Below are 25,123 nucleotides of genomic sequence, written 5' to 3'. Positions count from 1 at the left end.
GACAATTGGGTGGCGGGTGTGCGCAGCCTGTGGATAACTTTCCGATCATGAGCACCCAGGTCGACCATCCCTCCGCCCCCGACGGCTGGCGCGAGGACAACCGGGCCATGTGGGACGAGCGCGTTCCCGTGCACGTCGCCGGTGAGTACTACGACCTCGACGGCTTCCGCGCCCACCCGGACGCCCTGCGCGACTTCGAGACCGCCGAGGTCGGCGACGTCACCGGCAAGACGCTGCTCCACCTCCAGTGCCACATCGGGACCGACACCCTCTCCTGGGCCCACCGGGGCGCCGCCCGCGTCGTCGGCCTGGACTTCTCCGCCCCGGCCGTCGAGGCCGCCCGCTCCCTCGCCGCCGAACTCGGCCACGGCCCGGAGCGCGCCGCCTTCGTCACCAGTGACGTGTACGACGCGGCCGACGCCGTGCCCGAGGCCGCGTACGACATCGTCTACACCGGGCTCGGCGCGCTGTGCTGGCTGCCGGACATCCGCCGCTGGGCGGAGACGGCCGCCTCCCTCGTCGCGCCCGGCGGGTTGCTGTACCTCGCCGAGTTCCACCCGATCACCGAGGCGCTGGACGATGCGACCGGCACGCGGATCGTGCGGGACTACTTCCGCCGCGACGCCCAGGTCTGGGACGAGCCGGGCACCTACGCCGACCCGGACGCCGTCACCGTCCACAACCGCAGTGTGGAGTGGCAGCACACCCTCGGCGACGTGGTCTCCGCGCTCGCCGCGACCGGGCTGCGGATCGAGTTCCTGCACGAGCACGACGTCTCCCTCTTCCCGCGCTTCGAGAACTTCGAGGTCCGCGACGGCTACCACCGCTTCCCGGCGGACCACCCGCGCATCCCGCTGATCTACTCCCTCAAGGCGAGCAAGGGCTGACCCGCGGGCAGGCGCCCGGCGGTGGCGCCGTACCTTGGGAGGCGTGTACCGGTTTCTGCTGACTCCCCGCTGGTGGGGCATCAACGTCTTCGTGCTGCTCGCCATCCCGTTCTGCGTCTTCATGGGGTCCTGGCAGCTGAGCCGGTTCGAGGGGCGGGTGCAGGAGCACCGCAGCGCGACCGAGCAGGCGGCGTCGGACAAGCAGGAGACCGCGCGCCCGCTGGAGTCGATGCTGCCCGTGGACAAGGCCACCTCGGGCCGCCGGGTCACCGCGAGCGGCCACTACGGCACCCAGCTGCTGGTGCCCGGCCGGCAGCTGGACGGCAGGAACGGCTTCTACGTCCTCACCCTGCTGCGCACCGACTCCGGCAAGGCACTGCCGGTCGTACGAGGCTGGCTGCCGGGCAAGGCGGACCCGGCGAAGGCGCCTGCGCCGCCGAGCGGTGAGATCACCGTCACCGGTGCCCTGCAGGCGTCCGAGACACCCGGGGACAACGGGGTCAGCGCGGCCGGCGGACTGCCGGCCGGGCAGACGACGGCGATCAGCTCGGCCTCCCTGGTGAACCTGGTGCCGTACAAGCTGTACGACGCCTGGGTGACCCTCGACAAGGCCGACGCCGGGATGAAGGCCGTGCCCGCGACCGCGCCGGACGGCACCGGGCTGGACCTGAAGGCGTTCCAGAACCTCGGCTACACCGGGGAGTGGTTCGTCTTCGCCGGCTTTGTGGTGTTCATGTGGTTCCGGCTGGTACGCCGAGAGGCCGAGGCCGCGCGGGACGCTGCGCTGGGCTTGGTGCCGGAGCAGACGCCGGAGCCGACGGCAAGTGCAGCTCCCTAGGCCCGGTCGTCAAATTCCCGTCGTCCGCCCGCCGAGCAGGCGGGAATTTGACGACAGGGCCTAGGGGCGCGGGGAACTGCGCGGCCAGCCCCCACCGGCCCGCAGTCGAACGACGGCCCGAAGCCGCCCCATCTCTACGCCCCGGCCAGCACGCCGGTGTAAATCACCGTCCCCGAGCACTCCCCCGCCACCGTAGCCGTGGCCGCAGGCGAGCCACCCTGCGCCGTGTGGGTGATCTGTACGCTGCCGTCCGCAGTACTGTCCTCGGTCATCAGCTGGGTGGTCGTACCGCCTGACCCCGCGCTGTCGGTCGACCCGCCGGAGGCAGTCGGCGTCGGGTCCGGCGTGGCGCCACCGGCGCCCGAGCCGCCGGCGGTGCTGGTGCCGCCGCCGGTGGTGGGACAGGTCTCGGAGGGTACGAAGGCGAACTTCTCCTCGTAGGCCGCACCCGGCTGCAGGACCAGCCCGGAGACCTCCAGTGAGGGGTCGGGCAGATCGGTCGCCGCGTCCCCGGCCACATGCCGCGCGGTGCTGATCTTGGTCTGGTCGGCCGCGCCCATCGCGGTCGGGGTGATGGTGCCCGCGCCCGCGACGGTGCAGGCGGCGGAGGAGATGTTGACGACCCGGAACGTGCCGTAGACCACGCCCGCGGAGTTGGGGGCGCCGGTGGTCCCGGTGGCCGAGCCCAGCTGGGCCGTCGTGCACAGCGGGACGCCGCTGGACGCGACGGTGGAGGACGGGTTGGGGCCCCCGGTGGAGCTGCCGCTGCCGGCGCCGTCCTTGCCCTTCTCCCCGGGCTTGCCGGGCCCCTTGCCGGGACTGACGGTCGTACTGCCCGCGTCCTTGCTGCCGCCCTTGTCACCGCCCTTGTCCTTGCCCTGCCCGGTGCCGCCCTGGGCCTGGGAGGACTGGCCGGCCATGGCGGTGTTGGGGTCGGTGCCGCCGGACTCGGAGACGTGCACGAGGGCGGGGATCGCGGTGCCGATGAACAGGGCCGCGGCGGCCATGCCGACGGCGGCCTGCCGCTTGCGGGCCCGCCGCGCGGGCACGGCCCGGCGCAGATGCTCCAGTGTGCCGGTGCGCGGCTCGATGCCGTCGACGGCGGAGTGCAGCATCCGGCGCAGGGCCAGCTCGTCGGCGCCGAGGCCGTCGAGATCGGTGCCGAGGCCGTCGAGGTCGCTGCCGAGGCCGTCCGCATCGGCGCCGGAACCCTGCTTCAGGCCCTCGGGACCCTGGTCGAGACCCTTGGGGCCCTTCTCGTCGGGGCCGTGGTTCACAGTTTCGTTCCCAGCGTGCGACTGCGTGTGCTCTTGCTCGTCGTGCCCCATCGGCTCGTGCCAGGCGAAGGGCTCGTGACGTTCGTGGGAAAGGCGTTCATCGGAATCGCCCCCTTGGGCGCGCTCGCTCATGCCGATGCCTCCATGGCCACCCGCAGCGCGGCGATGCCCCGCGAGCCGTACGCCTTCACCGAGCCCAGCGAGATCCCGAGGGTCTCGGCGACCTGGGCCTCGGTCATGTCCGCGAAGTAGCGCAGGACCAGGACCTCGCGCTGGCGGCGCTGCAGGCCCTTCATCGCCTTGATGAGGTCGCGGCGCTCCAGTTGGTCGTAGGCCCCCTCCTCCGCGCTCGCCATGTCCGGCATCGGCTTGGAGAGCAGCTTCAGGCCGAGGATGCGGCGGCGCAGGGTCGAGCGGGAGAGGTTGACGACCGTCTGCCTGAGGTAGGCGAGGGTCTTCTCGGGGTCGCGGACGCGTTTGCGGGCCGAGTGCACGCGGATGAAGGCCTCCTGGACCACGTCCTCGCAGGAGGCGGTGTCGTCCAGGAGCAGCGCGGCGAGGCCGAGCAGCGAGCGGTAGTGCGCCCGGTAGGTCTCGGTGAGGTGGTCGACGGTCGTACCGGCGACCTCGGTCGCCGCGGTGGTCGCGGCATCCTCCGCACCGTCACGCTGACTGGGTATGCGGGCGGGCCGCGCTGCGGGCATGGGCGCGATCACCGGCATGCCGCCGGGCGTGCGGGGCCGGAGCACCGCACGGGGCGGCCGGAGAGCCGCCGCGCCGCGGGCCGCGCTGAGTTCGAGTACCTCTGCCACGCCAATTGGACACGTCTGCCCCCGCCAGGGTTGTACGTGCCGGGCGTCACATGTGCGACAACCGGCCGAGCCTCAAGTGCCGTCATGCGTCCCGCTCTTCCCCTATGTCTGATATGGGCGGGTGTCCCCACACCCGGCCCGATCACGGCATCCCCACGCCCGAAGAGTGACCGCAAAGACGCTCCCCGCCCTCCGCACGGTTGCGGGGACGGGGAGAGAAATCATCTGTTGCCTTGAGCAATGGTTCAAGTGGTTTGGACCATGCTCCCGGCCACATCCTCTTACCCAGATCCTATAAACCTCTTGCCGAAGCCGGTCACCGGTCGGCCCACTCCGCCGCGACCAGCTCCGCGATCTGCGCGGTGTTCAGCGCGGCACCCTTGCGGAGATTGTCGCCGCAGACGAAGAGTTCGAGCGCGGTCGGGTCGTCCAGGGCCCGCCGCAGCCGGCCCACCCAGGTCGGGTCGGTGCCCACGACGTCCGCCGGGGTGGGGTACTCGCCGGCGGCCGGGTCGTCGCACAGCACCACTCCGGGCGCGGTCGCGAGGATCTCCCGGGCCCGGTCGACCGTGACCTCGCCCTGGAAGCGGGCGTGCACGGTCAGCGAGTGGGTGGTGATCACCGGGACCCGTACGCAGGTCACGGCGACCGGCAGGCGCGGCAGTCCGAGGATCTTGCGGGACTCGTCGCGGACCTTCATCTCCTCCGAGGACCAGCCGTCCTCTCGGAGCGACCCGGCCCACGGCACGACGTTCAGCGCGACGGGCTCCGGGAACGGCCCGGTGTCCTCCCCGACCGCCCGCCGTACGTCACCTGGCTTGGTGCCCAGCTCGGTCCCGGCCACCAGGGACAGCTGGGCCCGCAGTGCGTCCACCCCGGCCCGCCCGGCCCCGCTCACCGCCTGGTACGACGACACCACCAGCTCGCGCAGCCCGAACTCGGCGTGCAGCGCGCCCAGGGCGACGATCATCGTCAGGGTCGTGCAGTTGGGGTTGGCGACGATCCCGCGCGGCCGGGTCCGTACGGCGTGCGGGTTGACTTCGGGCACCACCAGCGGCACCTCCGGGTCCAGCCGGAAGGCGGCGGAGTTGTCGACGACCACCGCACCGCGCGCGGCGGCGATCGGCGCCCAGTGCGCGGCGACCTCGTCCGGGACGTCGAACATGGCGATGTCGACCCCGTCGAAGGCCTCCTCGCTCAGGGCCGCCACCTCGACCTCCTCCCCGCGCACGGCCAGCTTGCGGCCGGCCGAGCGGGGGGAGGCGAGCAGGCGGATCTCGCCCCAGACGTCCGCGCGCTGGGACAGGATCTGGAGCATGACCGCGCCGACGGCTCCGGTCGCTCCCACGACCGCGAGCGTCGGCTTGCCGGTCATCGTCGTACGCCTCCGTACGTCAGGGAGACGGTCATCGGCCGGTGCCGCCGTAGACGACGGCCTCGTCGGTGTCGGAGTCGAGCCCGAAGGCGGTGTGCACGGCGCGCACGGCCTCCGGAACGTCGTCCTGGCGGGTGACGACCGAGATACGGATCTCGGAGGTCGAGATCAGCTCGATGTTCACACCCGCGTCGCTCAGCGCCTCGAAGAAGGAGGCGGTGACGCCCGGGTTCGTCTTCATGCCCGCGCCGACCAGGGAGATCTTGCCGATCTGGTCGTCGTAGCGCAGCGACTCGAAGCCGATGCCCGACCGGCTCTTCTCCAGCGCGTCGATGGCCTTGCGGCCCTCGGTCTTCGGCAGCGTGAAGGAGATGTCCGTCAGGCCCGTGGAGGCGGCGGACACGTTCTGCACGACCATGTCGATGTTGATCTCGGCATCGGCGATGGCCCGGAAGATCGCGGCCGCCTCACCCGGCTTGTCCGGCACGCCGACGACCGTGATCTTGGCCTCGGAGGTGTCGTGCGCGACACCGGAGATGATGGCCTGCTCCACCTTCTTGTCCCCAATCGGCTCACTGCTGACCCAGGTGCCCTGCAGCCCGCTGAAGCTGGACCGGACATGGATCGGGATGTTGTAGCGGCGGGCGTACTCCACACAACGGTGGAGCAGCACCTTGGAGCCGGAGGCCGCGAGCTCCAGCATGTCCTCGAAGGAGATCCAGTCGATCTTCTTCGCCTTCTTCACCACACGCGGGTCGGCGGTGAACACGCCGTCGACGTCGGTGTAGATCTCGCAGACCTCGGCGTCGAGCGCGGCGGCGAGGGCAACGGCCGTGGTGTCGGACCCGCCACGCCCCAGCGTGGTGATGTCCTTCTTGTCGGCGCTGACACCCTGGAACCCGGCGACGATCGCGATGTTGCCCTTGTCCAGCGAGTCCCGGATCCGGCCCGGGGTGACGTCGATGATCCGGGCTTTGTTGTGGACCGAGTCGGTGATGACGCCTGCCTGGCTGCCGGTGAAGGACTGGGCCTCGTGACCCAGGTTTTTGATCGCCATCGCCAGCAGGGCCATGGAGATCCGCTCTCCGGCGGTCAGCAGCATGTCGAATTCACGCCCGGCAGGCATCGGAGAAACCTGCTCGGCGAGATCGATCAGCTCGTCCGTCGTGTCGCCCATCGCGGAAACGACGACGACAACCTGGTTGCCGTTCTTCTTCGCTTCCACGATCCGCTTGGCGACGCGCTTGATGCCCTCGGCATCGGCTACGGAGGAGCCTCCGTACTTCTGCACGACAAGGCCCACGTGCGCTCCTCGCTCGGTTCGTTTGTGTCGGCTCAGTCTAACGAGCGCCCGAATTCCACCACCGTGCTCCCGCATGGTGAGACATCGGGTCGTCCGTGTCCGGCACCTGCCCAGCCGCTGCCGGACCACGCGGAAAAGTGCCCCGCGTCACAGTCGTCACTGCATTAGTTTTCCACCACAGCGATGTGACATACGGGGGCGACATGACGGAGGCGCCGCTCGCGGCGATCGTCCTGCTGGGCGGATGCGTGCAGTGGCTGACCGGAATGGGCTTCGCCCTGGTCGCCGTACCGGCGCTGGTCCTGCTGCTCGGCCCCGCCGACGGGGTGGTGCTGGCCAACTGCGCCGCCGGCGCGATCAGCGTCGTGGGACTGGCGGGCGGCCGGCGCCGGGTCCGTCCCGCGGCCATGGTGCCCCTGTGCGCCGCGGCGGCCTGCACGGTACCGGCGGGCGCCTGGATGACCCGCCAACTCCCCCGCCCGGTCCTGCTGTTGGTGATGGGCGCCCTGGTGACGGCGGCGGTCCTCGTGGTAGTGCGCGGCGCCCGGATACCGTCCCTGCGGGGCGGCAAGGGAGCGGTGACGGCCGGCGCGCTGGGCGGCTTCATGAACGCGGCGGCGGGCGTGGGCGGCCCACCGGTGTCCCTGTACGCCCTCAACGCGGGCTGGACAGTACGGGAGTTCGTACCGAACGCGCAGTTCTACGGCGTCGCCGTCAACGCGTTCTCGTGAGCGGCGAACGGCACACCCCACCTGACCGGCGCGCAGTGGGCGGCCGTCTGCGCCGCGATGACGACCGGCGCGGTGATCGGCCACACCATCGCCGGCCGCATCCCAGCGCACCGGGCCCGGCACCTGGTCCTGCTGCTGGCCCTGGCGGGCGGGGGGACGGCGATGACGAAGGGGGTGTGGGGAGTGTGGCTCAGTCGCTGAACTCCTTCAGCGGCTCGGTGTCCAGGGTGATGTTCACGGGGTCGGGGAGCTTGACGGAGGCGCCGAAGGGCAGCTTCTCCTCGTGCCGGTAGCGGCCGTCCTCGGGCTGGTTGAACACCACGACCGAGCAGTCGTCACGGTCGATGAGGAGGTAGACGGGGATACCGGCGGCGGCGTAGCCGTCGGGTTTGTCGATACGGTCGCGCTGGTTGGTGTCGGAGTCGTACGACGTGATCTCGACCGCCATCAGGGCGCTCTCCGACTCGGACCACTCCCCATGCCCCTTGAGGCCGCCCACCCGGACGAGCACGCCGTCGGCGCGGGCGCGCCCCTTGCGGTACCTCTCGGTCTTCAGCCCGCTCTCGGCATGCAGCCAAAGGTCAGGACGATGCTGCATGCACACTCGCTGCAGCCACGCGATCATCTCGCGGTGGTTGCCGTCCCCCATGGGCTTGACCACGACCTTTCCGTTGATGAACTCCAGCCACACGGTGTCCGGGGCATGGCGTTCCAGTTCCTCGAACTCCTCGACGGTCATCTGCGGCCGGTCCTCAGTCCTGGGGGTCATGGCGCCTCCTCGACTCCATGGTGCCCTGACCGGCGCGTCTTGCACGCTCATGCGCCGCCCTTCCGCAGCGCCAGGCCACCGGGAGAGCGCAGACCGCCCGCCGCACGGACCCGGGCGGCCCACTCATGCACTTCCTCGGCGCTGGGGAGCGGCCTCCCCAGAAACGTCTCCGGCAGCTGCGGGATGCGTTCGCCCTCTGGCGTCTCCAGACCCAGCTCCACGCGGCACTCCCGGCACAGTCCCTGGATGATCTCCGAGGTCCGCTCGTCCGCGTCACAGGTGCCGCAGACCCGGACCACCCGGTCGATGCGGGCGCGGAGCGGCGCCTTCTTCTGGCGCACCTTCGCCTTCTTCGGCGGCATGCAGTTCTCCAATCGCTTGCGAGCGAATCCGCCCGGGTTGGTCACTTCGGGCGGAAGTCCTTCGGTGAGGGCACGGGTGATGTCCTCCGGCGTCGAGCCACGCGACAGCCACTCCTCGGCAAGCGCTTCGAGAGACCGACAGTCCCGTTCGGACAGCGGCATACGGCGGTCAGCGTCGCGAAGTCCGGCAAGGGTGCGGTAGGCGTCGCTGTGCTGTGGCTCGGCCGGCTCCACCGGCTCCCTCTCGTGGATCTCCTCCTCGGCCTCCTCGGGCCGGGCCAGCCCAGACCGGTAGCCGTCGGTCACGATCCTGCCGTTGCGCGACCGTGCGAACTCTTCCCACCAGGCCGCCGACCTGGGCGTACGCGACCAGTACGTACGCGTCACCCAGCGCATGGCGCCGTCTTCGACAGTGATGTGCTCCCGGATCCGGTGCAGGTGTCCGGCATCGGTCAGCAGCGCCATCGCAGCGCGCGTCGCCTGCTGGCCGTACCGCGGGTGTTCGGCCGCGATCGCCTTGTAACCCATCGCGTGGCCGTCTTGGAGGTGGTCGATGAAGACCGCGAGCTCACGTTCACGGCCGTCCAGATGTGCGAAGTCCGCGTCTGCGTGCGGGTCTTCGTCACCGGCGGAGCGTTTGCCGTAACCCGTTTTGGCCATGGGGTGGGACGGGGACGGCAGGGCAGGGCTAGAGTGGGAGTAAGCCACGATCGAGCTGCTTTCGATCCGTAGGTCCAGGCCCCGGAGCCGGTGTTGGCGCACCGACCGGGGCCGATCTATTTGCCGTGAACCTAGAGCCGCTTTACGTTCCGGCGCAAGCTGATCACGGAACGTCACCCATTCGAGGTAAGCCGCTTTAACTCACGTACAGGCTTGGTTGGTTGGGAGGTTTTCACCCAGCCCAGAAACCCAGAGAAGGGCTCGAAGCCCGAGGCTCAAGCTCCGGGCTGAAGTGCGGAGATGAACGCCGACCAGGCGGGGGCGGGGAGATGGATCTCCGGGCCGGTGGGGTTCTTGGAGTCGCGGATGTGGATGCGGGTGGCGAACGCGACTTCGACGCAGGCGCCACCTTCGTCATCGCTGTAGCTGGACTTGAACCACTGCTGCGGCTCGCTCATCGGTGCTTCACCATCTCCTCTATGAAACCGGCGGACTCAGCGGGGCTGAGTGCCAGCGCGCGGATCATGCTCATCCGCTCGGTCACGTTACTGATGGTCGCCGGGTCGGCGGAGAGTTCACTCGCGAACTGTCCCTCCGTGAAGGCGAAACGCTCGTGGTCCCGGGTCTCCAGTAGCACCATGGGGCCCATCAACGCCGCAGGGAAGGTGGCCCGTTCGAACGGAAGCACCTGGATGTGGACGTTCGGCTGACGGGATTCCGAGAGCAGCCGGTCCAACTGCTCGGCGTTCACGAACGGGCTGCGCAGGACCGCCTCGTAGAAGACAAAACACAGGCCGACCGGCGGTTTGCGTGCCGCCATGGCCGCCTGCCGCTCCATGCGCCCCTCGATCCGCGTCGCGATCGTCTCGTCGTCCAGCGGCGGGTACCGGTTCTCGATCAGCCTGCGCGCGTATTCCTCTGTTTGCAGGAGGCCCGGCACCAAGGTGGTCTCGTACCACCACATGGTGATCGCCTCCCTCTCCCGCTCCATGAACTCCTGCGCCCTGGGCGGGAACTTCTCCCTGCTCAAGTAGTCCTTCGCCGCGCTCAGCATCCCGTCCGCCCGGCACAAGTCGTCCGCCACGTCGAGGACTCGGGGCGTCGGCATGCGCACCCCCTGCTCCATGGCCTTGATGGTGTCCGGGGAGTAGTTCGACGCGGCGGCCAACTCCTCCCGAGAGACATTGGCCTTCGTGCGCCAGCGTTTCAACTGGTTGCCGCTGAAGCGCCACATGGGCGGCGACTGGGACACCGCACGCACCTCCGACCGGTACACCCCGCCGTGTATCACCTGGGTCACTACCGAGGGTAGCCACGTCGACGCCACCGTGTGACCATGACGAACGGAATTCACCGGCCCGCCTGGGTCCCCCTCCGTGGGCACCGGCTGCGCGTGGCCGGCGTGCACTTCGACGCCGTGCGGATCGAGGGGAGATGGGGCGAGGCCGTCGCCGACTGGCTCATCGAGCGCGGGGACGGCGACGCGGGGCCCGTCGTGTGCGCGGGCGGCAGCGGGACGCGGTGGGTGTACTTCCTGCTGGCGCCCGGCGTCGTACACCGCTACGACTGGCCGCTCGGCGTGCAGTACTTCGGGCGGCGCGCCGAGCGGGCCGTCACGTACGTCGGCGTTCCGGCACTGGACGGCGACACCTGGCCCCTGCGCTGGTACAGCGAGCCGACACCGACCGCGCCGTATGTCAATCCGGAGTTGCTCCTGGCTCTGACGAGATCGTAGGAGGTCAGGCCGCCCCGACCGTCCGGTCTCCGTACTCAATGGTCACAGTGATCCTGGCCCCAAGCGCCTCGGCGTACGTACGCATCGTTTCCAGGTTGTGGATCTCCCCCCGTTCGATCTGGGAGACCCGGGCCTGGGAGATGCCCAGTGATGTTGCCACCTGGGCCTGCGTCAGTCCCTGCTCCTCGCGGATCTCCCGCAGGTGGTGACCCAGTACGTGCGCCTCCGTCGCCGTACGCGCCGCCTGCTTGCGGGATGCCCATTCGGCGTCCGACACCGTTGGTTGACTCTCCCGCATCCGGTGCTTGACCTCTGCCCAGTTGCTGTACCGGTTCATCGGTCCATCCCGTCCTTTCCTGCCCCGTCCGTAGCGGCGAGGTATTCCTCGTAGCGGGCCTCGGCAAGGGGAATCGACTCGTGGTACCAGTCCCTCCAGCGACCTGCCTTGTCACCGGCCACCAGCAGAATCGCCTGCCGTCGAGGGTCGAAGACGAACAGGATCCGGACTTCGGTACGCCCCGCGCTCCCCGGCCGCAGTTCCTTGAGGTTCTGGGTGCGGCAACCGTAGAGCCGGTCGACCAAGGGTCGGCCGAGTGCAGGCCCGTGCTCTGCCAGCAGGTCGACCGCCGCTTCGATGAGGTCCGCCGACACCGGGTCCTCCTCTGCGAGCTTGAGCAGCCACGACTCCACCGATGAGTGGAGGTTGATTTCCCAGTTCATGTGATGCATCCCAGCGTAGGACGCGCCACTCCAAAAAAAATCCTTATACCTTCAGCTCAACGAGTGACAGCGGCATCGTGCCCGGAGTCACTTCGCCGACCGCAACCCCAGTTGTCCGCCGATCTCCTCGGCCATGACCCGGCCCGCCTCGAACTCCAGGGTCTCGTCGCCCATCGTGGCCTGGTCGGTGTCGAGGCCGTCCAGTTCCTCCAGGGGCTGGTTGAGGCGGACGTGGATGAGGACCGACTGCAGGGCGCGCAGGACGGCGGAGGACGTGGGGCCCCAGTTGGAGAAGTAGGAGAACTGCCACCACCACAGGGCCTCCGTGGTACGGCCCGCGCGGTAGTGGGCCATGCCGTGGCGGAGGTCGGTGATGACGTCGGCGAGGTCGTCGGAGATCCGGGCGGGCACCGGGGCCTTGCGGGGCTCGTACGGGTCGAAGACCTCGGAGTAGACGTCGACCGGCTCCAGGAGGCGGGCCAGGTTCTCGCGGAGTTCGTCCACGTCCGGCTCCGGCCCCAGATCGGGCTCGTAGCGCTCGTCGGGGACCATGTCCTCGTGGGCGCCCAGGCGGCCGCCGGCCAGCAGCAGCTGGGAGACCTCCAGGAGGAGGAAGGGCACGGTCGAGCCGGGCTCGTCGCCCCTCGCCACCTCCGTGACGGCCACCAGGAAGCTCTCGATCTGGTCCGCGATCTGGACCGCGAAGTCGTCCGGGTCCCGACCGGTCGCGTGCAGTGTGGCGTCAGACATCTAGGAGTCGTCTCCCCTCGAAGGCGCGGCCGAGCGTGACCTCGTCCGCGTATTCCAGGTCGCCACCCACCGGGAGGCCGCTGGCCAGGCGGGTGACCTTCAGGCCCATGGGTTTGATCATGCGGGCGAGGTAGGTGGCCGTGGCCTCGCCCTCCAGGTTGGGGTCCGTCGCAAGGATCAGCTCCGTGACCGTCCCGTCGGCCAACCGCGCGAGAAGTTCTCGTATACGCAGGTCGTCGGGGCCGACGCCCTCGATCGGGCTGATGGCGCCGCCGAGCACGTGGTAGCGGCCGCGGAACTCGCGGGTGCGCTCGATGGCGACGACGTCCTTCGGCTCCTCCACCACACAGATGACGGAGGGATCCCGACGCGGGTCGCGGCAGATGTTGCACAGCTCCTCCTGTGCCACATTGCCGCAGGTCGCGCAGAAGCGGACCTTCGCCTTGACCTCCAGGAGCGCCTGCGCGAGCCGCTTCACGTCCGCGGGCTCGGCCTGCAGGATGTGGAAGGCGATCCGCTGCGCGCTCTTGGGACCGACGCCGGGCAGCCGCCCCAGCTCGTCGATGAGGTCCTGGACCACGCCTTCGTACACCGGACTGCCCTTCCTTAAGACCTTTCGGTACGTACCGTAGTTGGCCCGGCCTCAGAAAGGCAGACCGGGGATGCCCGTGCCGCCGCCGAGGCCCTGGGCCAGTGGGCCGAGCTTCTGCTGCTGCAGCGTCTGCGCGTTCTCGTTGGCCGCCTGTACGGCCGCCACGATCAGGTCGGCGAGGGTCTCGGTGTCCTCCGGGTCGACCGCCTTCGGGTCGATCTTCAGCGCGCGCAGCTCTCCGGCACCGGTCACGGTGGCCCTCACCAGACCGCCGCCCGCCTGGCCGTCGACCTCCGTGTTCGCCAGTTCCTCCTGCGCCCGCTGGAGATCCTGCTGCATCTTCTGGGCCTGCTGGAGCAACTGCTGCATGTTGGGCTGGCCACCACCGGGGATCACGATCAGCTCCTCTACGTTCTTCTCCTTGAGCATGAGCCTACGTGGTCCACGCCCGCGTCGCCCCGCCACTCTTTCGAGTGAGAAGCGCGACGGCCCTATACCTGATCAAGACCCCCTTCCGGGCGGAAAAGCCGGGAAAGCTGCTTCTTCGCCACCCATTGGGCGGTAGGAAGGGTGCCGCGCGTCGGCATGGAATGCGGCATGGGACGTCACGCGATGTGACGGGGCCGCGACAGGTGATCGAAGATCAGTAGGGAGTGCCGGGTGGGTCAGCCGGAGATGCAGCCCGAGGGTCCGCCTCAGGACGGGCGGGGCGAGGGCGCGGCCGGGCTGCGGCCGGGCGATCTGACCGGGCGGGCCTTCCCGCTCGGGGACTGGGGCGAGCCCGCCGAGCGGCTCGACGAGCTCTACCAGTGGGTGGAGCGCGGGGCACTGCAGACGGTGTCCTGGTATCTGCGGGACCGGGTCTGGAAGCGGCGCGGCGCCCGGATCCTGCGCTCGGGTGCGGCGGCGGGCGCGGTGGCCGGGGCGGCACTCCCCCTGCTGGACCTGACCGGGACGGCCCACGGGGTCGCGCCCTGGGGCTGCCTGGCGCTCCTGCTCGGGGTCGCCTGCGTCGGCATCGACCGGTTCTTCGGCGTGACGTCCGGCTGGATAAGGGACGTGGCCACCGCGCAGGCCGTGCAGCGGCGGCTGCAGGCGTTGCAGTTCGACTGGGCCTCCGAGAGCATCCGGGAGGTGCTGGGCCCGGCGGAGGGCACGGCGAGCGAGGCGGCCGAGCGCTGTCTGGGGGTCCTGCGGCGGTTCGCGGAGGACGTCACGGAGCTGGTCCGCACGGAGACGACCGACTGGATGGTCGAGTTCCGCACCGGTTCCGCACCGCTGGGCATGCAGGCGGCGGTCGCGTATGTGCCACGGCAGGAGGCCGGCGGGCCGCTGGGCCGCCTCCCGATGCCGCCCGCGAACGGAACCCGCCCGAACATGCCACGCCAGCGCCCACCGGAGCCGCGCTGAGCGCTCCTCACTGCTTGGTGTACGTCAGGCTCTCCCCGCCGCCCACCTGGGACCGCTTCAGCCTGCCGTCCGACAGCAGGGTGACCTCGGTGGCATCGCCCGGAGTGCAGGAGGAGGCGGGCTCACCACTGGTGACGGTGGACGGCCCGATCTCCAACGGCCCGTTCGCACCGGGCTGTTGGACGAGCTTGGCGTCGAAGACGCAGTGGTACGTGCCACCGCCGGCCGTCGGCCCGTCCGCGACCAGCGTCAGCACGCTGTCGCCCACCGCACCCTGCCGGATGGTCAGTTGGCGGGTGCTGGTCCCGTTGGCGTTGTCGATGGTCGTCTCCCAGGTGCCCAGATAGCCGGCCGGAACCGCCCCGTCCGAGGAGGCGGAGGCAGAGGCGGAGTCCGACGGCGTGGGCCCGGCCGTGCTCGGCGCCCCCGTGGTGCCGGAACTGCTGACCGTGGGCGTCGGACTCACGACCCCTCCCCCCTTGTCGTCCCCACCGCTCTTCCTCATCAGCGCGTACACGGAGCCACCCGCGCCCAGCGCCACCACCAGCGCGACCACGACGAGCAGCGCGGTCGACCGCCCACCGTGCCGCTCCCGCTCCGGCGACCCACCGACGGGCGGCCCATACGGCGGCGTCCCGCCCCACGAGCCATACGGCTGAGACTGAGGCTGCGGATGCTGTTGGGGATACCCGTACGCCCCCGGTGCGGCCCCGAACCCCGGTGCCGCCCCAAACCCCGGCGCGCCCCCCGGCGGCGGCGTCTGCCCCACCACAACGGTGGGCAGATGACTCACACCACCCCCACCCCCAGGCTCCCCGACCGCCTCCGCGCCGCTCCCGTCGTCGGCAGCGGCAGCATGCTCGGGCGAACCACCCCCACCGGCACCACCCGCGCCCGCCGACGGCAAGTCCGCCCCACCAGGGCCACCCGCACCCGACAGCGCCCCCGACGCCGACCCCGCTGCCGCCCCAGGCGCGTCCCCCTCCGGATCCTCGACCTCCAGCAACTGCACGGCATGTCGGCCGAGTTGTGCGACCAGCGCCCCCGGCAGCCAGGGATCCCGGGACCGCCCCCCGGTCACGGTGTCCTCCGCCCCCGTCCGCTCCAGAACCGCGTCCAGCGAAGGCCGAGCCGCCGGATCCTTGCGCAAGCAGTCCCGCACCAGGTCCGCGATCCCCTCCGGCACCCCCGCCAGATCCGGCTCCTCCTGAGCGATCCGGAACATCAGCGCGTGCACCCCGCTGTTGGCGGTCCCGAACGGCAGCGCCCCGGTCGCCGCGTACGCCAGCACCGACCCCAGGCAGAAGACGTCGCAGGCCGGTGTGATCCGGTCCCCGCGCACCTGCTCGGGCGCCATGAACCCTGGCGACCCGACCAGCGACCCGGTCCGGGTCAGCCCCTCGCCGCCCAGCGAGGTCGTCTCCAGCGCCCGCGCGATCCCGAAGTCGATGACACGCGGGCCGTCGATGGTGACGAGCACGTTCGAGGGCTTCAGATCGCGGTGCACGATCCCTGCCGCGTGGATGTCCTTCAGCGCGTGTGCGAGCCCCGCCGCGAGGATCCGTACCGACCGCTCGGGCAGCGCCCCGTGATCGTGCCCGACCACCTGTTGCAGGCTCGGCCCGGCCACGTACCCGGTGGCCACCCACGGCACCGCCGCCTCGGTGTCCGCGTCCAGCACGGGCGCGGTCCAGTACCCGCCGACCCGCCGCGCGGCCTGCACCTCCTGCCGGAACCGCGCCCGGAACTCCTCCTGCGCGGCAAGCTCCTCGCGGACCAGCTTCACCGCGACGGTACGGCCCCGGTCCGACCGGGCCAGATACACATGCCCCATGCCGCCCGCACCCAGCCGCGCCAGCAGCCGATAGCCCCCGATGCTCCCCCAGCCTTCGGCCGGGGGCACCCCCAGCGGATCCCCCGCCCCCAGCTTCTCCATGGCCGCCCGCCTTCCCCCGATCCGCCCCGTACACCCCATACACGCAACGCATACGACTACGACGCATACGTGTGCGACGGACCGAGAATAGTGCGGCCCTACCGGTGAGTCGCGCGGCCCGCTGTCTACGGTTCCGTAACGGGCCCGGCGCCCCGGACCCCCGTCCCTTTGACAATCTGTCGCGGAAAGCCCCCGTCCACGGAACAAGACGCCGATAGGCCTTCCGCATCGCGGACATTTACGCTCGCGGGCATGACCCCTCAGCCCAACCCCGATGCCGGCGCCGCAGTGAAGGCCGCGGACCGCGCGCACGTCTTCCACTCCTGGTCAGCCCAGGACCTCATCGACCCACTCGCCGTCGCCGGCGCCGAGGGGTCGTACTTCTGGGACTACGACGGCAAGCGGTACCTGGACTTCACCAGCGGGCTCGTCTACACGAACATCGGCTACCAGCACCCGAAGGTCGTCGCGGCCATCCAGGAGCAGGCGGCGAAGCTGACGACCTTCGCACCCGCCTTCGCGATCGAGGCGCGCTCGGAGGCGGCCCGGCTGATCGCCGAGCGGACCCCCGGCGACCTGGACAAGATCTTCTTCACCAACGGCGGCGCCGACGCCGTCGAGCACGCGGTGCGCATGGCCCGGCTGCACACGGGCCGCCCCAAGGTGCTCTCGGCGTACCGCTCGTACCACGGTGGCACCCAGCAGGCCATCAACCTCACCGGCGACCCGCGCCGCTGGGCCAGCGACAGCGCCGCGAACGGCGTCGTCCACTTCTGGGCGCCGTTCCTCTACCGCTCCCGCTTCTACGCCGAGAACGAGGAGCAGGAGACCGCGCGCGCCCTGGAGCACCTGGAGACCACGATCGCCTTCGAGGGGCCGGGCACGGTCGCGGCGATCATCCTGGAGACCATCCCCGGCACGGCCGGAATCATGGTTCCGCCGCCCGGCTACCTGGCCGGGGTCCGCGAGATCTGCGACCGCCACGGCATCGTCTTCATCCTGGACGAGGTCATGGCCGGCTTCGGACGCACGGGTGAGTGGTTCGCCGCCGATCTCTTCGGTGTCGTGCCCGACCTGATGACCTTCGCCAAGGGCGTGAACTCCGGCTATGTCCCGCTGGGCGGTGTCGCCATCTCGGGCGCGATCGCCGAGACCTTCGGCAAGCGGCCGTACCCCGGCGGTCTCACCTACTCCGGGCACCCGCTGGCCTGCGCCGCCGCGGTCGCCACGATCAACGTGATGGCGGAAGAGGGCGTCGTCGAGAACGCGCGGCGCCTCGGCGAGACCGTCCTCGCCCCGGCCCTCGCCGAGCTGGCCGAGCGCCACCCGAGCGTCGGCGAGGTGCGCGGCGTCGGCATGTTCTGGGCGCTGGACCTCGTGAAGAACCGCGAGACCCGCGAGCCGCTGGTGCCGTACAACGCCGCAGGCGAGGCGAACGCCCCGATGGCCGCGTTCACGGCCGCCGCCAAGCAGCACGGCGTGTGGCCCTTCGTGAACATGAACCGCACCCATGTGGTCCCGCCGTGCAATGTCACGGAGGCCGAGCTGAAGGAGGGCCTCGCCGCCCTGGACGCCGCGCTGAGCGTGGCCGACACCTATACGGCGTAGCCGTACGACGGCTGCCACCGGGGCGATCCGAACGCGTAAGGTGGCGTGCTCGTACACGTGGATACTCGCGTAGACGCGGACAGCGAGAGCGACTGCGACGGCGGGAGTACGTACGAGTACGTCACCGGATACGCAAGGAGAGGCCCCGCCCATGCCCGGTAACGGCGCCGTGACACGCAGCACCCTGCGCCAGCAGATCGCGGACGCGCTCCGTGACGAGGTGCTGGCGGGGCGGCTGCGACCGGGCCGGGCGTTCACGGTCAAGGAGATCGCCGAGCAGTACGGCGTCTCCGCCACCCCCGTCCGCGAGGCGCTGGTCGACCTGTCCGCGCAGGGCATCCTGGAGGCCGACCAGCACCGCGGCTTCCGGGTGCCGGAGTACTCCGTCACCGACTACCGGAACATGATCGAGGCCCGGAGCCTGGTCACCGACGGCATGTTCCAGGCCCTCACCGTCGACCACCCCGCCTTCCGCACCCCGGCCGAGGACCCCCGCACGAAGGCCGCGCTGACCACGGTGCGCCGCCGCGGCGAGGAGGCCGCGCGGGCCGCCGCGGCCGGCGACCTGACGATTCTCATCGGCTACGACCTCCGTTTCTGGCGTGAGCTCAGCGCCCTCTTCGGCAATCCCTACCTCGGCGACTTCCTGCACCGCCTGCGCGTGCAGTCCTGGGTCTGCGCGGTGCAGCACCTGCTCCGGCTCCCCGACCTGCGTGGCCGCCTGTGGTCCGGGCACACGGATCTGGTCGACGCGCTGGCCCGGCGCGAGACCGACATCGCCCGCTCGATCATCGCCGAGTCCAACGCCCACTCACTGGCGCTGCTGGAACACCTGACCAACGGGTAAATGACCAGTACCCTTCCCGAACCACCTCCTTGGTGACCCCTTCTGTGTGCGAGGAGCCCTCTTTGGCCTGTGACCTGTGGCTGGTACCGCTCGTGGACGTGTTGTGCCACACGCCCGACAACCCCTTCGCCGAGGAACTCTCGCAGTACAACAACGCCCTGACGGCGGCCGGCCTCCCGCCGGTGCCGGTGTACCAGTACATGCCGGGCCTGTCCGGCGAGGTCGCACCCGTGGCCGGCTTCGACTACGACGCCCTGCACTTCCTGCGCCGGGCGTACTTGTTGCAGGTCTGCGGCCTGCCGGTGACTCCGGTCGGCGAACTCGGCGGCGACTACGAGCAGTTGCTGGAGATGTTCGAGTCCACGGCCCAGCAGTCCCATCTGGTCTGGCACTACGACCACGCGGGCGCGTACGTCCCGGTGGACTTCCCGCACCCGCTGTCGAACGACGAACTCCTCGCGGGCGGCGGCCCGTTGGGTTCCTCGCAGACCTTGCTGCGCGAGCTGGAGTACGTCGCCGGGTCCATCGGCATCGACCCGGCCAACCCGCCGGCCGCCCCGGCCCCGCCCACGGCCCCCACCGAACTGGAGGAACCGGCCGTCCCGGCGCCGTACGACCCGAGCCCCTTCGCCCGCGAACGGCATGTGTGGCTGGGCCTGCACGCGGCGGCGACGCGCTCGCTGGCCCAGGGCTCGATGATCGTCTTCAGCTGAGGGGTCCGCCTGGCGGAGCTGGTGTGATTTCACCCACCTCTTCTTGCCGTGGGGGAAATGCCTGCCTACGTTCGGTGGCATGTCCCCCCACGGCCCCACCTTCGACTTCAGCGTCGACCTGAGCTCGCACGAGATGCTCCGGCGTACCCATGTCATGGCCGCCCTCGGCCCCGGCTGGGACCCCGCGGCGGCGCTCCGTGGCGAGGAGGAGGCGCGTGCGCTGCTGTACTCCGGGCTGGACGCCGAGCAGCAGCGCATCTACGACGAGCTGGTGGCGGCCGGTGTTCTCCCGGCGGGGCCCAGTGATGCTGCCGCTTGATCCGCAGGCCGACACAGGCCGGCGCGCCTGGGGGGTGGACTGCCCGAACTGCGACGACCGGGGCGGGTGGCGCTACCTGCTGTCCAACACCGGCAGCCTGCTGCACCTGCAGTGTCCGTCGTGCCACCACATCTGGTCGCACGAGACATACTTCGGCGCCACCCGCTCCACGCGCTGACGGTCAGAAGACCGGTGTCCCCGCCTGCGTCAGCTTCCAGTTGGTGACGGCGAAGTCGGCCGGGTCGAGGGTCTTCTTCGCGGTCACGTAGTCGATCATCAGCTGGCGGATCTCGTTGGTCGAGCTGTAGGCGATGGGCGCCGAGGCGATGTGCGGGTAGCCCGAGCCGCCGTTGGCGCGGTAGTTGTTCACCGCCACGACGAACATCTGGTCGTCGGCGATCGCCGCACCGTTGTAGGTGAGGTTCTTGATCCTCGACCCCTCCGGCTGGGCGATGTCGATCTCGTAGTCGACGCCCGCCGCCGTGTCGTACATGTAGTCCCAGAACTTGTTGGCGTTGGTCAGCGTCGCCGTGTCGACCTTCGTGCCCGCCGGGACCTGGTGGTAGTACTTCGCCGCGTACTCCAGGTAGTCCTTGAGCTGGGCGCCGGTCAGCTTCTTGCCGTAGAGGGTGTTGTCGTAGATGTAGAGGCCGGCGATGTCCTTGATGGTGACGTTGCCCTGGGGGATGTCGGCCGTGCGGGAGAAGGGGGCCGCGACCGAGATCAGCGGAAGCGCGGCGTCCGACGCCGACAGGCCCGCCTTCACGCTCTCCATCTGCACCTTGTGGATGAAGTCCATGATCGGCACGTCCTTCCAGCAGGACTCCGCCGCCGAGAGGTCCGCCGTACACGTGCCGACCGCCGTGTTGACGTACTTCACCACCAGCTCGTGGTCGGCCTCCAGGAGCTTCTTGATCTCCGGGTCCTCGTCCACCGTGTTGGGGTTGAGGGTCTGCGCCGTCTTGCTCGTCACCTTCCACTGCCCGTGGTGGAGTTCGAGCTCGAAGTCGAAGACGCTCAGGCGGTAGCCCCAGCAGTAGGGCTCCGACAGGAGCACCTCCTCGCCGGTCTCCGCGTTCTTGACCGTGTAGGACGGGACCTCCACGTGCGTGTGGCCCACCAGGATCGCGTCGATGCCCGGCACCTGCTCGGCCACCAGGTTCGACGCGTTCTCCACGTACGGGAGTTCGTCGCCGTAGGACGAGGAGCCGTCCAGGCCCGAGTGGTCCGTCAGGAAGACGACGTCACAGCCCAGCGCGCGCAGCCTCGGCACATACTTCTTCGCCTGCTCCACCAGGCCCGGGAACACCATCTTCCCGCTGACGTTGTCCTTGTCCCACAGCGCGATACCGGGGTTGGTGAGGCCGAGGATGCCGACCTTGATGTCCGGGGCGCCCGGAACGCAGATGCGCTTCACGGTGTACGGATGGAAGGCCGGGCGCAGCGTCTTCGCATCGAGGGCGTTGGCGCCGAGCAGCGGGAAGTGGCACTGGCTCTCGAACTTGCGCAGCACCTCGATGCCGTAGTTGAACTCGTGGTTGCCGAGGGCGGCGGCGTCGTAGCGCATGTGGTTCATGGCCACGGCCATCGGGTGCCTGGGGCCCTTCTTGCCGTCGGTGCCCGTGATCGGGTCGACGCGCGCGAAGTAGTAGGCCAGGGAGGTGCCCTGGATGATGTCGCCGGCGTCGACGAGGAGGACATGGTCCTCGCCCTTGGCCTCGCGCTGCTGCTTGATGAGGGTGGCCACGCGCGCCACGCCGACGGAGTTGCCCGCCTTGTCGGTGTAGGCGGCGTCCTTGTAGTAGTCCCAGTCGAAGACGTGGCTGTGCAGGTCGGTCGTGCCGAGGATGGAGAACGACCAGGTGCGTGGCTTGCATTCAGGCTTCTGCTCGGCCGCCTGGGCGGGGGCCGCCGCGACGGTACCGGCAGCGGCGACGGCCGCACCGGTGACGGCCGTCTTCTTCACGAACTCCCGGCGGTTCATGGGACTGAGGGGCATTCAGGGCTCCTGGTTTGGCTGGAGTTGGCGACAAGCAGCGGCGGTGCAGTGCGGAGGCTACCCGCGTAGATGCTGCTCGCGCCCGCGATTGCCGGAAAACCAGGGGAAGGTCATGTCCGGGTCAAGAATGGGTCGGTGCGCGCCTTGTGCGAACCCTGGGGGAACAGCGGGTGTCGGACAGGGCCGACGAGCCCGATGTTCAGATACGGCCGATGAGCCTGATCTCCGGCGGCCACAGCACCCCGCTCGCCATCAGCAGGGACGGGCCGAGATGCACCGGGCACACCCACAGCGGCGGCCTGTGGTACCGGGCGACCTCGAAAACCGCCGGGTCGGAGCAGTCCGTGCCCTCGGCCTGGTCACCTTCACCGCCGTACGGCCCCCGGCACCGCCTGTCCCGGTGAACTCCCATACTCCGATTGCACCGCGCGGTACAAGCGAGCGCCCGCCGATCACGCCCGGAGGCGGACCGGCGGGCGCTCCGCCCGGTGCACGAAGTCGCCTACAGGAACGAGTTGATCTCGATCGTCTCGTCCCGGCCCGGGCCCACGCCGATCGCGGAGATCGGGGCGCCGGACATCTCCTCCAGCGCCTTGACGTAGTTCTGGGCGTTCTTCGGCAGGTCGGAGAAGGACTTCGCCTTGGTGATGTCCTCGGACCAGCCGGGCAGGGTCTCGTAGACCGGCTTCGCGTGGTGGAAGTCGGTCTGGGAGTACGGCAGTTCCTCGACACGCTTGCCGTCGATCTCGTACGCCACGCAGACCGGGATCTGCTCCCAGCCGGTGAGCACGTCCAGCTTGGTGAGGAAGAAGTCCGTGAGCCCGTTCACACGGGTCGCGTAACGGGCGATGACGGCGTCGAACCAGCCACAGCGCCGGTCACGGCCCGTCGTCACACCCCGCTCGCCGCCGATGCGGCGCAGCGCCTCGCCGTCCTCGTCGAACAGCTCGGTCGGGAAGGGGCCGGCGCCGACGCGGGTCGTGTAGGCCTTGAGGATGCCGATGACCCGGCTGATCTTCGTCGGGCCCACACCGGCGCCGGTGCAGGCACCGCCGGCGGTCGGGTTGCTGGACGTCACGAAGGGGTACGTGCCGTGGTCGATGTCCAGCAGCGTGCCCTGGCCGCCCTCGAAGAGCACGACCTTGTCCTGCTCCAGCGCCTGGTTGAGGACCAGGACCGTGTCGGCGACGTACGGCTTGATCTGCTCGGCGTAGCCCAGCAGCTCCTCGACCACCTGGTCGGCGGTGATGGCGCGCCGGTTGTACAGCTTGGTGAGGATCTGGTTCTTGACGTCGAGGGCCGCCTCCACCTTCTGGTGCAGGATCGACTCGTCGTAGAGGTCCTGGACCCGGATGCCCACGCGGTTGATCTTGTCCGCGTAGGTCGGCCCGATGCCGCGACCGGTGGTCCCGATCTTGCGCTTTCCGAGGAAGCGCTCCGTGACCTTGTCGACGGTCACGTTGTACGGCGTGATGATGTGCGCGTTACCGCTGATCAGGAGCTTGGACGTGTCGACGCCTCGCTCGTTCAGACCGCTCAGCTCGGAGAGCAGGACCGACGGGTCGACGACGACGCCGTTGCCGATGACCGGCGTACAACCGGGAGACAGGATTCCGGAAGGGAGGAGGTGGAGAGCGTACTTCTGGTCGCCGACGACGACCGTGTGGCCGGCGTTGTTGCCGCCCTGGTACCGCACTACATAGTCCACCGAGCCACCGAGCAGGTCGGTCGCCTTTCCCTTGCCTTCGTCACCCCACTGAGCACCGAGCAGCACAAGTGCGGGCACGCGCGTACACCCCTTCCGGGTGGGGCATGTCCAAGGTCGGGGGCTTGGGCGTAAGGTTCACCGCCGCGTACCACAGCGACCGTCATTGGTCGCCGACCGTCGGACCGGATGCCCCGGAATAGACGAAGCCCCTGGCGCAATAGCGCAAGGGGCTCTTGCACAAAGATGCTACCCGAGGAAGCGAGGCAGGACCGAGGTGGCGACTTTCGCGACGTCCGAACAGCTGCTGGTGATCATCGATCCGGCGGCACGGCAGACGGACGGGGAGTCCGTGAGGATCGCGAAAGACGTGCTCAGCGCGGGTGCGGCGGCCAAGGTGTGTCTGCCGGACGGGCCGGAGGAATTCGCCAGGGCGCTGGGTCGGCGGGGTTCGAGGCGGCCGGTCGTGGTGGGTGACGGTCACGCTCTGGTACGGGCCGTGACCCTGCTGCACCGGGCGCGGGAGCTGGCCGGATGTGCACTGTCGGTGGTCCCGGTCGGTGACAGCGGGCTCGCGGAGGCGCTCGGGGTGCCGGGCGGGGCGGTGGCGGCGGCGCGGGCCGTGCTGGACGGGGCCGAGCGGCGGCTGGATCTGCTGGTCGACGACAGCGACGGGGTCGTGCTGAGCGGGCTGGGCATTCCGCCGGAGCCGGTGCGGCCGGCTGCCGCCGAGCCGGTCCCGGTCGGCTCCGGCCGCCCCTGGTACCGCTCCCTGGTCCGCACCCTCGCCCCGCGCCCGCCCCGGCTCCCCGCCGTGCCTTCCCCCGGCCCCTCCCGGCTCCGGATCGAGGTCGACGGCGAGACGGTGGTCGACCTGGGCCAGCCCGTGGAGGCGGTGTCGGTGACACCGGGCACGGGCGGGCTCGCGCGGGTGGAGGTCCGCCCGCTGTCGGTCGGCGCGGAGGCGACCCCGCTGCGGACGTCCGGGCGGACCGTGACGGTCGTCGGCGCGGATTTCCGCTACCGGGCGGACTCGGGGGTGACGGGTCCGGTACGGCGGCGGACGTGGCGGGTGGCGGAGGGGGCTTGGGGGTTGGTGCTGCCTGGGTCGGCGGGGTGAGTCAGTCCTCGTCGTCGTCCTGCGGCGCCTGGAAACCGTCGGTGTCGAGCGTGCAGCCGATGGGGTCCGGGATGTAGAGCTTCTCACCGAACGACTTGGTGAGGCGCCCCTGGTAACCGTTGGGCGTCGGCTCCCAGAAGACGGTGGCCTGATCTTCCTGCATGTCGAGGAGAAGGTAGATGGGCACGCCGACCTTGCCGTACATGTCGAGTTTGTCCGTGCGGTCCTCGTCTCGTGTGGCGGGGGAGGTCAACTCGGCCACGAACGAGAGGGCCTGCCCGTCAAGACGGTTACTGGTTGTGCGACGGGCACGTCGGTGAGCCGCGTGGATGTCGGGGCCGTAGGCACGCTCGACACTCGGGAACACGTACAGCAAGGGACTGGAACTGATGCGGTGTTCCTCGGGCAGATGAGGGCGCAGCTGATCGCAGACCATGTCCATCACGTCCGCGTAGTACGCCTTCGACCACGGCGACACGACGATGCTCCCCCTGATGATCTCGGCCTTGTAGCCCTCGGGCACGTGCAACTCGTCGAGGAGGTCCAAGAGCTCCTCGAAGCTGCCGCGGGGTTCAGCGTCGTTTATCACCGGTCGCTCTGCCATCAACGTCATGATGCCCCCTCCTTCCGATGCGAACCAGCAGCCACTCAGCGT

The 25,123-nt window shown here is 69.9% G+C and carries 28 protein-coding genes and 1 pseudogene; 11 read left to right on the top strand and 18 right to left on the bottom strand.

Annotated elements, in window-relative coordinates; genetic code table 11:
* The first annotated feature begins 47 nt into the window (after nt 1-47).
* Both ACWCQS_RS34070 and ACWCQS_RS34065 read left to right on the top strand, forming a co-directional pair.
* A complete protein-coding gene (locus tag ACWCQS_RS34070) occupies nt 48-887 on the top strand; it encodes a class I SAM-dependent methyltransferase (RefSeq protein WP_451008035.1) in 840 nt (279 codons plus the stop codon).
* 43 nt (nt 888-930) lie between these two features.
* Nucleotides 931-1,725, top strand: coding sequence for an SURF1 family protein (locus ACWCQS_RS34065; RefSeq protein WP_451008034.1), 795 nt, complete (start codon nt 931-933; stop codon nt 1,723-1,725).
* Nucleotides 1,726-1,859: 134 nt separating this feature from the next.
* Here ACWCQS_RS34065 and ACWCQS_RS34060 read toward each other — a convergent pair whose 3' ends face one another.
* The 4 genes from ACWCQS_RS34060 to ACWCQS_RS34045 form a co-directional block, all read right to left on the bottom strand.
* Nucleotides 1,860-3,002 (bottom strand): hypothetical protein, encoded by a 1,143-nt coding sequence (locus ACWCQS_RS34060; protein ID WP_451008033.1) that lies wholly within the window; start codon nt 3,000-3,002, stop codon nt 1,860-1,862.
* A 128-nt stretch (nt 3,003-3,130) separates the two neighbouring features.
* Entirely contained in the window at nt 3,131-3,814 is a 684-nt protein-coding gene (locus tag ACWCQS_RS34055) for a SigE family RNA polymerase sigma factor (RefSeq protein ID WP_451008032.1), read from the bottom strand.
* A 316-nt stretch (nt 3,815-4,130) separates the two neighbouring features.
* A complete protein-coding gene (locus ACWCQS_RS34050; protein ID WP_388623479.1) occupies nt 4,131-5,189 on the bottom strand; it encodes an aspartate-semialdehyde dehydrogenase in 1,059 nt (352 codons plus the stop codon).
* Between the two features lie 31 nt (nt 5,190-5,220).
* Complete coding sequence (locus ACWCQS_RS34045; RefSeq protein WP_451008031.1) at nt 5,221-6,492, bottom strand: aspartate kinase; 1,272 nt, start codon at nt 6,490-6,492, stop codon at nt 5,221-5,223.
* Nucleotides 6,493-6,695: 203 nt separating this feature from the next.
* Between ACWCQS_RS34045 and ACWCQS_RS34040 the strand changes: the two are divergent.
* A pseudogene (locus tag ACWCQS_RS34040) lies at nt 6,696-7,424 on the top strand (sulfite exporter TauE/SafE family protein).
* On the opposite strand, the gene ACWCQS_RS34035 reads toward ACWCQS_RS34040, so the two are convergent.
* The 4 genes from ACWCQS_RS34035 to ACWCQS_RS34020 all read right to left on the bottom strand — a co-directional run bounded on the left by ACWCQS_RS34035 (nt 7,414) and on the right by ACWCQS_RS34020 (nt 10,314).
* Nucleotides 7,414-7,992, bottom strand: a complete 579-nt coding sequence (locus tag ACWCQS_RS34035) for a Uma2 family endonuclease (RefSeq protein WP_451008030.1) — start codon at nt 7,990-7,992, stop codon at nt 7,414-7,416. The pseudogene ACWCQS_RS34040 and the gene ACWCQS_RS34035 sit on opposite strands and share 11 nt — an antisense overlap.
* A gap of 47 nt (nt 7,993-8,039) precedes the next feature.
* Entirely contained in the window at nt 8,040-9,014 is a 975-nt protein-coding gene (locus ACWCQS_RS34030; protein ID WP_451008029.1) for a hypothetical protein, read from the bottom strand.
* A gap of 275 nt (nt 9,015-9,289) precedes the next feature.
* Entirely contained in the window at nt 9,290-9,472 is a 183-nt protein-coding gene (locus ACWCQS_RS34025) for a DUF397 domain-containing protein (protein ID WP_451008028.1), read from the bottom strand.
* Nucleotides 9,469-10,314 carry a helix-turn-helix domain-containing protein gene (locus ACWCQS_RS34020; protein WP_451008027.1) on the bottom strand — a complete coding sequence of 282 codons (846 nt, stop codon included), beginning with the start codon at nt 10,312-10,314 and terminating at the stop codon, nt 9,469-9,471. Before ACWCQS_RS34020 ends, ACWCQS_RS34025 begins: the two co-directional genes overlap by 4 nt.
* Nucleotides 10,315-10,344: 30 nt before the next feature.
* Here ACWCQS_RS34020 and ACWCQS_RS34015 point away from each other — a divergent pair, with 30 nt between their 5' ends.
* The gene (locus ACWCQS_RS34015) at nt 10,345-10,749 is read left to right on the top strand and encodes a hypothetical protein (RefSeq protein ID WP_451008026.1); all 405 of its coding nucleotides are present in this window, start codon (nt 10,345-10,347) and stop codon (nt 10,747-10,749) included.
* Nucleotides 10,750-10,753: 4 nt separating this feature from the next.
* On the opposite strand, the gene ACWCQS_RS34010 is transcribed toward ACWCQS_RS34015, so the two are convergent.
* From ACWCQS_RS34010 to ACWCQS_RS33990, 5 genes are all read right to left on the bottom strand, one after another.
* Nucleotides 10,754-11,086 carry a helix-turn-helix domain-containing protein gene (locus tag ACWCQS_RS34010; RefSeq protein WP_451008025.1) on the bottom strand — a complete coding sequence of 111 codons (333 nt, stop codon included), beginning with the start codon at nt 11,084-11,086 and terminating at the stop codon, nt 10,754-10,756.
* Nucleotides 11,083-11,469 (bottom strand): type II toxin-antitoxin system RelE/ParE family toxin, encoded by a 387-nt coding sequence (locus ACWCQS_RS34005; protein ID WP_451008024.1) that lies wholly within the window; start codon nt 11,467-11,469, stop codon nt 11,083-11,085. Before ACWCQS_RS34005 ends, ACWCQS_RS34010 begins: the two co-directional genes overlap by 4 nt.
* 87 nt (nt 11,470-11,556) lie before the next feature.
* Complete coding sequence (locus ACWCQS_RS34000; RefSeq protein WP_451008023.1) at nt 11,557-12,219, bottom strand: DUF5063 domain-containing protein; 663 nt, start codon at nt 12,217-12,219, stop codon at nt 11,557-11,559.
* The gene (recR, locus tag ACWCQS_RS33995) at nt 12,212-12,811 is read right to left on the bottom strand and encodes a recombination mediator RecR (RefSeq protein ID WP_199211360.1); all 600 of its coding nucleotides are present in this window, start codon (nt 12,809-12,811) and stop codon (nt 12,212-12,214) included. Before recR ends, ACWCQS_RS34000 begins: the two co-directional genes overlap by 8 nt.
* A gap of 51 nt (nt 12,812-12,862) precedes the next feature.
* Nucleotides 12,863-13,207 carry a YbaB/EbfC family nucleoid-associated protein gene (locus tag ACWCQS_RS33990; protein ID WP_055705749.1) on the bottom strand — a complete coding sequence of 115 codons (345 nt, stop codon included), beginning with the start codon at nt 13,205-13,207 and terminating at the stop codon, nt 12,863-12,865.
* A gap of 264 nt (nt 13,208-13,471) precedes the next feature.
* On the opposite strand from ACWCQS_RS33990, the gene ACWCQS_RS33985 reads away from it, so the two are divergent.
* Entirely contained in the window at nt 13,472-14,221 is a 750-nt protein-coding gene (locus ACWCQS_RS33985) for an SLATT domain-containing protein (protein ID WP_388623457.1), read from the top strand.
* A 7-nt stretch (nt 14,222-14,228) separates the two neighbouring features.
* Here ACWCQS_RS33985 and ACWCQS_RS33980 read toward each other — a convergent pair whose 3' ends face one another.
* Nucleotides 14,229-16,157, bottom strand: a complete 1,929-nt coding sequence (locus ACWCQS_RS33980; protein WP_451008022.1) for a serine/threonine-protein kinase — start codon at nt 16,155-16,157, stop codon at nt 14,229-14,231.
* A gap of 252 nt (nt 16,158-16,409) precedes the next feature.
* Here ACWCQS_RS33980 and ACWCQS_RS33975 point away from each other — a divergent pair, with 252 nt between their 5' ends.
* The 5 genes from ACWCQS_RS33975 to ACWCQS_RS33955 all read left to right on the top strand — a co-directional run bounded on the left by ACWCQS_RS33975 (nt 16,410) and on the right by ACWCQS_RS33955 (nt 19,822).
* On the top strand, nt 16,410-17,765 hold the full coding sequence (locus tag ACWCQS_RS33975; protein WP_451008021.1) for an aminotransferase class III-fold pyridoxal phosphate-dependent enzyme: 1,356 nt from the start codon (nt 16,410-16,412) through the stop codon (nt 17,763-17,765).
* A gap of 151 nt (nt 17,766-17,916) precedes the next feature.
* Complete coding sequence (locus ACWCQS_RS33970) at nt 17,917-18,612, top strand: GntR family transcriptional regulator (protein WP_451008020.1); 696 nt, start codon at nt 17,917-17,919, stop codon at nt 18,610-18,612.
* 62 nt (nt 18,613-18,674) lie between these two features.
* The gene (locus ACWCQS_RS33965; protein ID WP_451008019.1) at nt 18,675-19,325 is read left to right on the top strand and encodes a hypothetical protein; all 651 of its coding nucleotides are present in this window, start codon (nt 18,675-18,677) and stop codon (nt 19,323-19,325) included.
* Nucleotides 19,326-19,404: 79 nt separating this feature from the next.
* A complete protein-coding gene (locus tag ACWCQS_RS33960; protein ID WP_388623443.1) occupies nt 19,405-19,644 on the top strand; it encodes a DUF6400 family protein in 240 nt (79 codons plus the stop codon).
* Nucleotides 19,631-19,822, top strand: coding sequence for a hypothetical protein (locus ACWCQS_RS33955; RefSeq protein WP_450983749.1), 192 nt, complete (start codon nt 19,631-19,633; stop codon nt 19,820-19,822). Before ACWCQS_RS33960 ends, ACWCQS_RS33955 begins: the two co-directional genes overlap by 14 nt.
* 3 nt (nt 19,823-19,825) lie before the next feature.
* Here ACWCQS_RS33955 and ACWCQS_RS33950 read toward each other — a convergent pair whose 3' ends face one another.
* The 3 genes from ACWCQS_RS33950 to ACWCQS_RS33940 form a co-directional block, all read right to left on the bottom strand.
* Nucleotides 19,826-21,643 (bottom strand): bifunctional metallophosphatase/5'-nucleotidase, encoded by a 1,818-nt coding sequence (locus ACWCQS_RS33950; protein ID WP_451008018.1) that lies wholly within the window; start codon nt 21,641-21,643, stop codon nt 19,826-19,828.
* A 199-nt stretch (nt 21,644-21,842) separates the two neighbouring features.
* A complete protein-coding gene (locus ACWCQS_RS33945; protein WP_451008017.1) occupies nt 21,843-22,055 on the bottom strand; it encodes a hypothetical protein in 213 nt (70 codons plus the stop codon).
* Between the two features lie 90 nt (nt 22,056-22,145).
* Nucleotides 22,146-23,429 (bottom strand): adenylosuccinate synthase, encoded by a 1,284-nt coding sequence (locus tag ACWCQS_RS33940; RefSeq protein WP_388623436.1) that lies wholly within the window; start codon nt 23,427-23,429, stop codon nt 22,146-22,148.
* A 196-nt stretch (nt 23,430-23,625) separates the two neighbouring features.
* Here ACWCQS_RS33940 and ACWCQS_RS33935 point away from each other — a divergent pair, with 196 nt between their 5' ends.
* Nucleotides 23,626-24,468, top strand: coding sequence for a diacylglycerol kinase (locus ACWCQS_RS33935; RefSeq protein ID WP_451008016.1), 843 nt, complete (start codon nt 23,626-23,628; stop codon nt 24,466-24,468).
* A gap of 1 nt (nt 24,469) precedes the next feature.
* Here ACWCQS_RS33935 and ACWCQS_RS33930 read toward each other — a convergent pair whose 3' ends face one another.
* A complete protein-coding gene (locus ACWCQS_RS33930; protein WP_451008015.1) occupies nt 24,470-25,081 on the bottom strand; it encodes a Uma2 family endonuclease in 612 nt (203 codons plus the stop codon).
* Between the last annotated feature and the right edge of the window lie 42 nt (nt 25,082-25,123).

This window comes from Streptomyces sp. NPDC002076, assembly GCF_053593835.1.
The sequence above is the reverse complement of the archived record's forward strand: the minus strand, read 5'-3'. Positions and strand labels throughout refer to the sequence as shown.

Bases quoted from the DNA above. Each gene is read 5' to 3' on its own strand.
- ACWCQS_RS34070 (WP_451008035.1), top strand. From the start codon at position 48: ATGAGCACCCAGGTCGACCATCCCTCCGCCCCCGACGGCTGGCGCGAG.
- ACWCQS_RS34050 (WP_388623479.1), bottom strand. From the start codon at position 5,189: ATGACCGGCAAGCCGACGCTCGCGGTCGTGGGAGCGACCGGAGCCGTC.
- ACWCQS_RS34035 (WP_451008030.1), bottom strand. From the start codon at position 7,992: ATGACCCCCAGGACTGAGGACCGGCCGCAGATGACCGTCGAGGAGTTC.
- ACWCQS_RS34030 (WP_451008029.1), bottom strand. From the start codon at position 9,014: ATGGCCAAAACGGGTTACGGCAAACGCTCCGCCGGTGACGAAGACCCG.
- ACWCQS_RS34025 (WP_451008028.1), bottom strand. From the start codon at position 9,472: ATGAGCGAGCCGCAGCAGTGGTTCAAGTCCAGCTACAGCGATGACGAA.
- ACWCQS_RS34010 (WP_451008025.1), bottom strand. From the start codon at position 11,086: ATGAACCGGTACAGCAACTGGGCAGAGGTCAAGCACCGGATGCGGGAG.
- ACWCQS_RS34005 (WP_451008024.1), bottom strand. From the start codon at position 11,469: ATGAACTGGGAAATCAACCTCCACTCATCGGTGGAGTCGTGGCTGCTC.
- ACWCQS_RS34000 (WP_451008023.1), bottom strand. From the start codon at position 12,219: ATGTCTGACGCCACACTGCACGCGACCGGTCGGGACCCGGACGACTTC.
- ACWCQS_RS33980 (WP_451008022.1), bottom strand. From the start codon at position 16,157: ATGGAGAAGCTGGGGGCGGGGGATCCGCTGGGGGTGCCCCCGGCCGAA.
- ACWCQS_RS33975 (WP_451008021.1), top strand. From the start codon at position 16,410: ATGACCCCTCAGCCCAACCCCGATGCCGGCGCCGCAGTGAAGGCCGCG.
- ACWCQS_RS33970 (WP_451008020.1), top strand. From the start codon at position 17,917: ATGCCCGGTAACGGCGCCGTGACACGCAGCACCCTGCGCCAGCAGATC.
- ACWCQS_RS33960 (WP_388623443.1), top strand. From the start codon at position 19,405: ATGTCCCCCCACGGCCCCACCTTCGACTTCAGCGTCGACCTGAGCTCG.
- ACWCQS_RS33955 (WP_450983749.1), top strand. From the start codon at position 19,631: ATGCTGCCGCTTGATCCGCAGGCCGACACAGGCCGGCGCGCCTGGGGG.
- ACWCQS_RS33950 (WP_451008018.1), bottom strand. From the start codon at position 21,643: ATGCCCCTCAGTCCCATGAACCGCCGGGAGTTCGTGAAGAAGACGGCC.
- ACWCQS_RS33945 (WP_451008017.1), bottom strand. From the start codon at position 22,055: ATGGGAGTTCACCGGGACAGGCGGTGCCGGGGGCCGTACGGCGGTGAA.
- ACWCQS_RS33930 (WP_451008015.1), bottom strand. From the start codon at position 25,081: ATGACGTTGATGGCAGAGCGACCGGTGATAAACGACGCTGAACCCCGC.